The 2836-nt window shown below is 80.2% G+C and carries 1 protein-coding gene and 2 pseudogenes; all 3 read left to right on the top strand.

Annotated elements, in window-relative coordinates; translation table 11 throughout:
* Nucleotides 1-410, top strand: a pseudogene (locus FA014_RS20335) (helix-turn-helix transcriptional regulator); the annotation flags it as partial.
* Nucleotides 403-1623: a hypothetical protein gene (locus FA014_RS18980; RefSeq protein ID WP_154731169.1), complete on the top strand. Its 1221-nt coding sequence runs from the start codon at nt 403-405 to the stop codon at nt 1621-1623. The pseudogene FA014_RS20335 and the gene FA014_RS18980, both read left to right, overlap by 8 nt.
* Nucleotides 1620-2836: pseudogene (locus FA014_RS18985) on the top strand (multicopper oxidase domain-containing protein); the annotation flags it as partial. The gene FA014_RS18980 and the pseudogene FA014_RS18985, both read left to right, overlap by 4 nt.

Here is a 2836-nt window from a genome sequence, read left to right on the forward strand (position 1 = left end):
GGGCTCGTGGGGCCGGCGACGGGGCGAGGGCGGACGCCGCGGACGGGGCTGCCGGGGCGGACGCGGACGCCGCCCGGGACCGGCAGGTCGCCGCGCTGCGCGAGCACTTCGCCCGCCTGGGCTTCGACCCCGAGATCCGCGGGAGCGAGGTCCGGCTGCGGCGCTGCCCCGTGCTCGACCTGGCGCACGAGCGCGCCGAGGTGGTGTGCGGCGTGCACCTGGGGCTGGCCCGCGGCGTGCTCGCGCGGGTCGGCGGGCCGGTGTCCGCGGCGGGGATCGTGCCGTTCGCGGGGCCGGGGTACTGCGTGCTGCGCCTCGCGGGGGCCGTGGCGGGAGCGGAGGCCGTGGCCGCGGCGGGGGCCGGGCCCGCACCGATACCTCCGTCCGAGGCAGGTCGATCCCGTGCGTGAGCCACCGCGCGTCGGGCTCCGGCTCACGGTGCTCGTGCCCGCCGGGGTGGCGGTGCTCGCGGGTCTCGACGGCGCCCTGCTGCTGCTCGGCCTGTCCGCGCCGGTGCGGTCCGCCCGGCTGGAGCAGGTGCACGGGCCGCTGATGGTGCTCGGGTTCGTCGGCACGGTCGTGGCGCTGGAGCGGGCGGTGGCCGTCGGCGGCCGTCGGGCCCTGCTCGCGCCGGCCTGCCTCGCCGCGGGCGCCCTGCTGCTGCTCAGCCCGGCGCCGCTGGTCGCCGGCGGTCTGGCGCTGGTCGCGGGGACCGCCGGGCTGTGCGCGATCTACGCCGTCGTCTGGCGGCGGCAGCCGTCCACGGCCCTGGCGGTCCAGGCGCTCGGCGCCGGCCTGGCCGTCGTGGCCGCGGGGCTGTGGGCGCGCGGGGTCGCGGTGCCGTACCTGGCGCCGGCGCTCGCGGGGTTCCTGGTCCTGACCGTCGCCGGCGAGCGGCTCGAGCTCGGCCGGGTCGGCGGGCTGCCGCGGACCGCGGAGGACGCGGTGCTGGCGTGCGCGGTCGCCTGGTGGGTCGCCGCGGTCGCCGGGCTGCTCTGGCCCGGGCCCGCGCACGTCGCGCTGGGCGGCGTGCTCCTCGTCCTGGTCGCGGTGCTGGTGCGGCACGACGTCGCCCGGCGCACGGTGCGGGGGACGGGGCTGCCGCGGTTCATGGCGGCGGCGATGCTCGGCGGGTACGCGTGGCTGGCGGTCGCGGGCGCGATCTGGCTCGCCGCAGGCCGGGTGCTCGGCGGCCCGGCGTACGACGCCGTGCTGCACGCGGTGTTCCTCGGGTTCGTGGTGTCGATGCTCATGGCGCACGCCCCGGTCGTGCTGCCCGCCGTGCTGCGCCGGCCGCTGCCGTACCGGCCGGTGATGTACGCCCCGCTGGTGCTGCTGCACGCCACGCTGGCGCTGCGCCTGCTGGTGGGGGACGCGCACGGGCAGACGTGGGCGGTCCGGGCCGGCGGGGTCGGGAACGTGGTGGCGCTGCTGTCCTTCCTGGCGGTCGCGGCCGCGAGCGTCGCGCTGGGTCCGGCGCGACGTCCGGGCGCCGCCGCGGGAGCGCCCGCGTCCGCCGGGGCGCGGGTCGACGCGGTGCCGGCCGGGCCGCGGGTCGGGTCGTCGGCCGGGTCGCCGATCACCCTCGGCGTCCGCCCCGGGTCACCGGGCGGGGCGTCGTGAGGCGCGCCGACTGGCACCTGCGGGCGCACGTCCTGGTGCTCGGCTGGGGCGTCGCGGCCGCCGCGGTCGCGCTCGCCCACCGGTGGGCGCCCGCGTCCGGCTGGTTGATGGTGCACCTGCTGCTGCTCGGCGCGGCGAGCACCGCGGTCCTCGTGTGGAGCCAGCACTTCGCCGACACCCTGATCCGCCGGGCCGCGCCGCGGCGGGCGCTGCTGGTGCGGCTCGCCGTGCACACCGCCGGGTCGCTGCTGGCGGTGGCCGGCGTGGTCGGGCGCTGGACGCCCGTCGTGGTCCTCGGCGGGGCGATGGTGGCCGGCGCCGCCGTGGACCAGGCCGTGCGGATCGCGCGGCAGGGCCGCGGCGGGCTGCCGACCCGGTTCGGCCACCTCGCCCGGTACTACGTGGCCGCGGGCGCGCTGCTGGTGCCGGGCGTCGCGTGCGGAGTGCTCATGGCGCGGTTCCCGGTCGGCCCCGAGCTGCACGGCCGGCTCGCCGTCGCGCACGTCGCCCTGTCGGTGCTCGGCTGGATCGGCGTCACGGTGGCGGGCACGCTCGTCGTGCTCTGGCCGACCGTCCTGCGCACGCGGATCGACGACCCGACCGAGCGCGCCGCACGGCGCTCCCTGCCGGTCCTGGTCGCCGGGGTCCTGCTGCTCGCCGCCGGGGCGCTCGCGGGCGTGGCCGGGCTCGCCGGGACCGGGGCCGCGGTCCTCGTCGCCGGCATCGGGCTGCTCGCGGTGCCGCTGGCCCGGCTGGTGCGCGGGGCGCGCGCCGGGACGTTCGCGGTGCTGTCGCTCGCCGCCGCGGTGGCGTGGTGGGTCGGGGCCACGGCGGTGCTCGGCGTGCGCGTGCTCGTCGCGCCGACGTGGGAGGACGCGGCCGCGGGGGTGTCGGCGCTGACGCCGGCGCTCGTGGTCGGGTTCGCCGCGCAGGTGCTCGTCGGGTCCCTGTCGCAGCTGCTGCCGGTCGTGCTCGGGGGCGGGCCCGCCGTCGGCAAGGAGACGTCCGCGCTGCTGAACCGGGGGGCGGAGGCGCGGGTCGTGCTGCTGAACGGGTCGCTGGTGCTGTTCCTCGCGCCGACGCCGAGCCCGGTCCGGGTCGGGGTGTCGGTCGTCGGGCTGGGGGCGCTGGTGGCGTTCCTGGTGCTCGCCGTGCGGGCGGTGCTGGCCGCGCGGCGGCTGCGTGCGGCCGCCGGGGCACCGGTGCCGCTCCC

This window comes from Cellulomonas hominis, assembly GCF_005239125.1.
GTDB lineage: Bacteria > Actinomycetota > Actinomycetes > Actinomycetales > Cellulomonadaceae > Cellulomonas > Cellulomonas hominis_A.